Origin of the sequence: Rhizobium atlanticum, assembly GCF_030182485.1 — a bacterium.
In the GTDB taxonomy this organism is placed as follows: domain Bacteria; phylum Pseudomonadota; class Alphaproteobacteria; order Rhizobiales; family Rhizobiaceae; genus Rhizobium.
Genome location: NZ_JAQJCJ010000035.1, coordinates 24,383 through 31,541 on the forward strand (window position 1 = coordinate 24,383; position 7,159 = coordinate 31,541).

At 58.5% G+C, this 7,159-nt stretch carries 6 protein-coding genes; 5 read left to right on the forward strand and 1 reads right to left on the reverse strand.

All coding sequences use genetic code 11. The annotated features are described in order from the left end of the window. The first annotated feature begins 162 nt into the window (after positions 1–162). From PH551_RS30555 to gmd, 5 genes are read left to right on the forward strand one after another with little or no spacing between them, the layout of a single operon-like run. Positions 163–1,113: a glycosyltransferase family 2 protein gene (locus tag PH551_RS30555; protein ID WP_285196159.1), complete on the forward strand. Its 951-nt coding sequence runs from the start codon at positions 163–165 to the stop codon at positions 1,111–1,113. Further along, on the forward strand, positions 1,110–2,213 hold the full coding sequence (locus PH551_RS30560; RefSeq protein WP_285196160.1) for a glycosyltransferase family 4 protein: 1,104 nt from the start codon (positions 1,110–1,112) through the stop codon (positions 2,211–2,213). Before PH551_RS30555 ends, PH551_RS30560 begins: the two co-directional genes overlap by 4 nt. Beyond that, entirely contained in the window at positions 2,204–3,349 is a 1,146-nt protein-coding gene (locus PH551_RS30565) for a glycosyltransferase family 4 protein (protein ID WP_285196161.1), read from the forward strand. The genes PH551_RS30560 and PH551_RS30565 overlap by 10 nt, the downstream gene beginning before the upstream one ends. After that, the gene (locus PH551_RS30570) at positions 3,346–5,553 is read left to right on the forward strand and encodes a GumC family protein (RefSeq protein ID WP_285196162.1); all 2,208 of its coding nucleotides are present in this window, start codon (positions 3,346–3,348) and stop codon (positions 5,551–5,553) included. The genes PH551_RS30565 and PH551_RS30570 overlap by 4 nt, the downstream gene beginning before the upstream one ends. Positions 5,554–5,605: 52 nt before the next feature. Beyond that, the gene (gmd, locus tag PH551_RS30575) at positions 5,606–6,697 is read left to right on the forward strand and encodes a GDP-mannose 4,6-dehydratase (RefSeq protein ID WP_285196163.1); all 1,092 of its coding nucleotides are present in this window, start codon (positions 5,606–5,608) and stop codon (positions 6,695–6,697) included. Positions 6,698–6,851: 154 nt separating this feature from the next. Here the strand turns inward: gmd and PH551_RS30580 are convergent. Then, positions 6,852–7,159, reverse strand: a 308-nt coding sequence (locus tag PH551_RS30580; protein WP_285196069.1) for a porin, incomplete at its 5' end; no start/stop codon positions are given.

The window sequence follows — 7,159 nt, forward strand, 5'->3', positions numbered from 1 at the left end:
TGCGGTGGTGATCCTACGAGCTCAGGGCGGAAGCCTGATCGCGCAGAATGATCCCTGTCCGCCTCTCATTTCTTTCCATCAATTCGCGTTGCCGAACGAACGAGCGTTCGCAACTCCGGCGTACCGATGTGTCGCGCAGCAACGCACTTGAGAGGGGGTGTCATGGAGCGACCGACGATCAGCGTCCTCATCAACAACTACAACTATGGTTGCTTTCTTTCCCGGTCGATCGACAGCGCCTTGCGCCAAAGAGCGTCTGATGCCGAGATCATCGTCGTCGATGACGGCTCGAGCGATCAGTCGCGCTCGGTTCTCGAAGGTTATGACAAGCAGGTGAAGGTGCTCTTCCAGGAGAACCAGGGACAGGCCGCCGCCATTAATGCCGCTGTGAAGGCAAGCAGTGGCGACATCCTCTGTTTTCTCGATGCCGATGACTGGTGGGCGCCGGGCAAGCTGTCGGCAACAGCCGCTGCTTTCCAGTCGAATCCTCATGCATCGCTTGTTTATCACCGACTTCAGCCAACGCAGACCGATGGCTCAACAGCCTTCAAGCCAATCCCTCGGACCCTGTGTTCGGGAGATTTATCGCCACGGCTTGCGAGATCGGCTGGCTGGTGGCCCTTCCCAATGACATCAGCCATCGCAGTAAGACGTAGCGCCTGGAATGCGGCAGGAGATATTCCCGAGCAGTTCCGCATTTCCGCCGATGCCTGGCTCACGGGCACCTACCCATTTTTGGGGGATGTTGTCGCCCTGCCGGATTCACTCGGATTCTACCGGATTCACAACAATAACTGGTATCGGCCAGTCGATGACGCCGCCATGCTGCGAAAGCGGATGGCCCATTGGCGGACTGTCGTTGACGCGACGAACCAGTTTCTTTCCGCGCATGGTTTAGCCGGAAGGCTGCGTCTGACTGATCACTTTCCGTATCGGGTCGCCTCAGCCAGGCTGGAGGGGGCAGATGCACGCACCCGGTTCAGACTTGGCGTGGAAGGACTTTTTTTCGCCGGAGAACCAAACTTGCTGAGGCGTATGCGTGAGGCATTGCGGACAGCCCGCGACCTTCCTCGACGCGGTCAGGCCGTTAGCTTGTCGGAGTCGGCACGATGAAGGCACTGATGCTGGTTTCCGAACTCGAAGACTACACCATCTCGTTCGCAAGTGGTGTTGCGCAACACCTGCAGGTCGTGCTCGCAGTCCCGCGTCGGCGCTACGCCAACCTTGTCTCCTCTTTCGACCCGGCGGTCGATCTGCACCTTTTGGACTGGCCACGGCACCGGTCGCTCTCCAATCCCTGGTTCCTACACCAACTCACGCGTCTTATCCGGCACGAGCGGCCGAATGTCATTCACCTTCTGAGCAATTCCACGCTCTGGCTGAACTTTGCTGCGCCATTCTGGCGGCCGATCCCGCTCGTGACGACCGTCCATGATGTTGACGTGCATCCCGGCGATTCCGACACCAGAACGCTGCCGGCCTGGGCTCCGCGATTGATCGTGCGGCAATCGAGCCATGTCGTCGTGCATGGCGAGGGGCTGAAACGAATGGTTCTCGAGCGATATTCAAAATCGCCCGAGTGCGTCCATGTCCTGTCGCATCCGGCCATTCATCGCTACGCGGAACTTGCTCGGCAGCACAAGATGACGCGGCGCCACGCAGATGGAACCTTGCGCGTCCTGCTTTTCGGGCGGATTTTTGCTTACAAGGGATTGGAGCATCTGATCCGTGCCGAGGCGATGCTGAAGGACCAGCTCCCCAATCTGCGGATCACGGTCGCCGGCCGCGGCGATGATCCCTGGATCTTCCAGCCTCTTATGGGCGAAGCCGGCCGCTATGATATTCGCAACCACTTTATCGAGGATATGGAGGTCGCCCAGCTTTTTCTGGATGCCGATATCGTTGTTCTTCCCTACACGGAAGCCTCGCAGAGCGGTGTACTCAACCTTGCCGCGGCATTTGGCAAACCGGTCATCGTGACCGATGTCGGCGAATTGCGCGCCACCGTTCTGCCGAACGGACTGGGAATGGTGGTTCGGCCAGGGGATGTCGAACAGCTCGCCAGCGCCATCCGAACACTGGCTGAAAACAACGAACTGAGAAGCAGCTTCGGAACCAGCGCGCTCGCCTGGGCCAGAGGTCCGAATTCGCCTGAACAGGTCGGGGCGCAGGCTGCGGCCGTTTATCGTGAGGTGGTCGGAGCATGCGAATGACGACGCTCACGGAGGGGAATCGGACAGCGGTGCGGAATGCCGCAGCAACCGTGCGCCACTATGTCCCGGGTGGTTGCGAGAACGGCGGCGGAATTGGCAGGCTGGTCGGCTATATAGCAAGCACGGCGAAGGAGGCAGGCGAAAAGCACGTCGTCACCGACACCAGAGGGCCTAGCTGGTCCCTGGTTACGTCGCCGATGCGCCTGCTCGGCGCCATCTTGATGATGGCCAAGGATCGGATAATTGCTCCGGCACGCATTCACCATATCCATATCGCCGGTCGCGGCAGCACCGCAAGAAAACTGATCCTTACCGAGGCTGCCCGTTTCCTCGGGTGCTCTCACATATTACACCTGCACGATTACGATTATGCGAGTGACTTTGCCGCACGCTCGCCACGGCAACAAATGCTCATACGCCGGATGTTCCAACATGCCGACCAGGTCGTAGCGCTGGGGCAGCGGGACCGTATGACGCTAACGACGCTTCTGGGCGTGGACGAGCGCCGCGTGGCCGTCATCCGCAATTGTGTTCCCGACCCCGGGGCGCGCAGCGTTCACGTCGGCAAGATGCCCTTGATCGTCTTTCTCGGCCGACTGAGCGAACGCAAGGGTGTTGGGGAGCTTCTGCTTGCCTTAAGTCATCCGATTATGAAGGCGCTCCAGTGGCGGGCCGTGCTGGCAGGCGACGGACCTGTGGAAGACTACCGACGCCAAGCCGCAGCCCTGGGCCTTTCCGATCTGGTGAAAATGCCGGGCTGGCTCGGCGCCGACGAGGCGCAAGCCTTGTGTGCCCGGGCAGATATCCTGGTCCTACCTTCGCATGCCGAGGGCTTGGCAATGGCTGTGGTCGAAGGGCTCGCTCACGGGCTTGCGGTCGTTACTACGCGCGTCGGCGCGCATGGCGAGGTCATCTCCGACGGTGAAACGGGTGTCTTCGTGCCTGTCGGAGACAAGGATGCCCTGGCTGCGGCGCTGGCCAAACTCGTCAGCGATCCGGAAATCCGCAACCGCCTCTCGGCCAAGGCCCGAGCTCATTATCTCAATCAGTTCAGTATGAAGGCCTACATGCGATCGCTGGAAAAACTCTACGACGCCGTTTCCGCGCAACCTCAAACGTCGGTTGGTGAACGATGACTATTTCAACTATCCCGCCAGACCGCAACACCTCGCTCTCGTCGATGCGCTACGATCCCCGGTTTCAGGTAGAAACGAGGTCGGACGATTTTGACCTCACATCGGGCCTGCGTCTTATCCGGCGAAGGATGGTGATGATCGCGGCTATCGTCACGCTGTTTATGGCGATCGCCGCAATGATGGTTTCGGGATTGAAGCCGAGTTTTCATGCCGAGTCCCGGCTGATAATCCACACGCCTCTGGCGACGAAACTCGGCCCTGAGGATTCCGGCCGCAACGATCCGCTGGACGCCGCATCGGAGACCGAACGGCTTCTTTCCAGAAGCATTGCAGAGCGGGTAATCCGCGACCTGCGGCTCGATCAGTGGCCGGAATTCAATCCAGCGCTGCAAGAGAGCTCGCTTATCGACAGGATCCGAGCAATGTTGCGCGGTCTGGTCGACAGAGAAAAACCACTCTCGCCGGTACGAAACAGCATCGAGCCAATCATCCCGAAGTACTACAAGGCATTGCGCGTATGGCGTGATGGCCAGAGCGACGTTATTCAGATCGGCTTCGATGCGAGCGATCCCCAACTGGCAGCCTCGGTCCCGAACCGGCTCATCAGCATCTATCTCGAAGAGCGGAAGGACGGTCTGCGGGGGCGCCTGGATGCGGCAGAAGAATGGGTTCTCCAGCGCATCGCGGAACAGAAGGACCGCGCTGCGGCAGCACGCGATGCCGTCGACGCATATCAGAAAACGATGGACGTCGTCTCAAATGACGACGATCAGGTTGAACAGATCAAGTCAATAATGGAGCTGGGCGAGCGGCAGACAAAAATCGAACAAAGCCGCACCGAAGCGAGAGCAACGATATCTGCACTGGAAGCGGCTGACGACCTCTCGCTTGCCCTGCAGAATATGGTTATTCCCGACAGCATTGGCGCGGCGCAACGGGAGCTTCGTTCACAGGAGCAAGATCTCGAGCGCCTTCTCGAGATGTATGGCAACAGCGCCGAAGTCGTGGTCGACATGCGGGCGAAGATTCTTAAATCCCGCACCGATCTCAGCCTTGCGGTCGATCGATATCTTCAATCCATCCGCTCCAAGCTTGCGGCGCTCGATCATGAGGATGACGCGGTTCGGTCGGCCTTGGCGGTAGCTCATCAGAAACGCGCTCGCTCTGCCCTGGCGCAAACGGAGCTGGCGCGACTCCAACGCATGTCTGACAAGGAGCAGACCGCGCTTGATAAGCTCGAGGAGCAGCGCCGTGGCCTGGCTGCGCAAGCCATGCTGCCGGGAGCGGAATTGGAAGTTCTGTCACCGGCAGCAGTGCCGCTGGCACCGCAGGGGCGCGGACGACTTTTCTATCTGGTCGGCGCCCTCCTGGCTTCGATATCGATCGCGGTAACAGCCGCTTTCGTGGTCGAGATGCTGGATAACTCGGTCCGCAGCTTCGATCAGATGGCCGGAATGCCTCGCATTGCGCCGGCCGGATTCATCCCGCGCCTGAAACGGAAGGACCGGAGGGATCCATCTATGCTCTTTGGGTACATTCAAGACGGGATGTTTGACGAAGCAATTCGCTCTGTCATAACTTCGCTTAAACAGTCCAACGGTGGAAAGCTGCCTAACAGTATTGTCGTGACGTCGGCTCACAGCGGAGAGGGCAAGTCGCTTGTCGCCAGATCACTGGCAATCGATCTCGCCGCCAACGGAATTCCGGTGCTGCTTGTTGATGGCGACCTCAGACACGGAAATCTCGACTCGTTTTTCAAGTCAGAGCTACAGCAGGGATTGAACGAATTCCTGTGTGGACAGGCTGGAATCCGGGACATCATCGATCACCATCCGAGCGGCATCGACTTCATTCCGGCCGGCAATGCCACTCTCCATCGGCGCGCCCGTATGACGGATGCGGCTGACATCGTCTCGATGGCCGCCTCGCTGGGCCAAGTCGTCATCTTCGACAGCGCACCCGTGCTCGCCTCGGCTGATACGATGCATCTGACGGCCTTAGCAGAACGAACGCTCGTGGTGGTTAAATGGGGTAAGACGAGCCGTCGCGCCGTCGAATTTTGCTTACATCAGCTGAGGACCGCACGCAACGCGGAGCTTTGCGTTGCCATAAACAACGTCAATCCGAAACAACACGCCATGTACAACTTCAGCGATTCGGAATTGTTTGTGAAATCACTGAGGAAATACCACGAATTCGCGTGAACCGAGACAGCATTCACATCTGATTCCGCCGAAACAAATTACGGAGACCGTAGTGAAGAATAAAAACAAGGTTGCGCTGATTACCGGTATAACAGGTCAGGACGGTGCGTATCTGGCCGAGTTTCTCTTGGAGAAGGGCTATATTGTTCACGGCCTCAAGCGACGCTCATCGTCCTTCAACACCAGCCGCATCGAGCATCTATACGAGGATCCGCATGTCGAGAATCCCCGGTTCATCTTGCATTTCGGGGACATGACCGATTCAACGAATCTCATCCGTGTCGTTCAGGAAACGCAGCCGGACGAGATCTATAACCTCGCAGCACAGAGCCACGTTCAAGTCTCTTTCGAGACGCCGGAATATACGGCCAACGCGGATGGAACCGGCACACTTCGGCTGCTTGAAGCAATTCGCCTCCTGGGACTGACCAGGAAGACGCGCTTCTATCAAGCGTCCACCTCAGAGCTCTACGGCAAAGTTCAGGAAGTTCCGCAAAGCGAAACGACGCCTTTCTACCCTCGATCACCCTACGCAGCGGCCAAGCTCTACGCCTATTGGATCGTGGTCAATTATCGCGAGGCATATGGCATGCACGCCTCCAACGGTATCTTGTTCAATCATGAAAGTCCGATCCGCGGCGAGACGTTCGTGACCCGTAAAATCACCCGGGCGGCGGCTGCGATCCATCTTGGACTGCAGGAGAGGCTCTATCTCGGCAATTTGGATGCACAGCGCGACTGGGGACATGCGCGCGAATATGTCCGTGGGATGTGGCTGATGCTGCAACAGGACGAACCGGAGGACTATGTCCTTGCAACCGGCGAAACGCACTCGGTCCGTGCCTTTGTCGACAAGGCCTTTGCCAAGGTGGGCATGCCGATTGATTGGCGTGGGACCGGAGTCGAGGAAAAGGGGTATGACAAGACATCCGGTCGGTGCGTGGTGGAGATTGATCCGGCTTATTTCCGCCCGACTGAAGTTGACCTTCTGATCGGTGATCCGACGAAGGCGCATACGAAGCTTGGCTGGAAACACGAGACCAGCCTTGATCAGCTGGTTACGGAGATGGTCCGCGAGGATCTGAAAGTCATGGCACGAAATGTTCCGGCGGTGAGTGTAACCAGGGCCTTTGCCTATGCCTGAGGCGATCTGTCGCCAGCCACCGCGGCGTGGCGGGCTCCGCGATCGTGCGATCGTCTCGCTTCCGACAGCTGAGAGAGTCAAACACTACCCTGCGCAAACGCAAAAAGCCCGGCTCGAGAGCCGGGCTTTTCTGATCGACCGAAATCAGACCAGATTAGAACGAACGCTGCAGGCGGAAGTAGCCCGTCGTGGAGTCGTCAGCGTCTTCCGGATCGAGGTACTGAACCGAAGCCTTGGCGTAGAAGTTGTCAACGATCTGGTAATCAACCGTCAGACCGACCTTCCAGGCATCACCGTCGCTGAAGTCGTCGCCAGCAACGTAGTAGTCGCCGTAGTACTGGACGCCAGGAGTGATCTTGAGCTTGTCGGTTGCCTTGATAGCGTATTCGGCAGCGACAGCCCATTCAGCTGCGGAGTAGTAGGAGTTCGGGCCGGAAGAGTACACGGCTGCGAGGCCGAGCG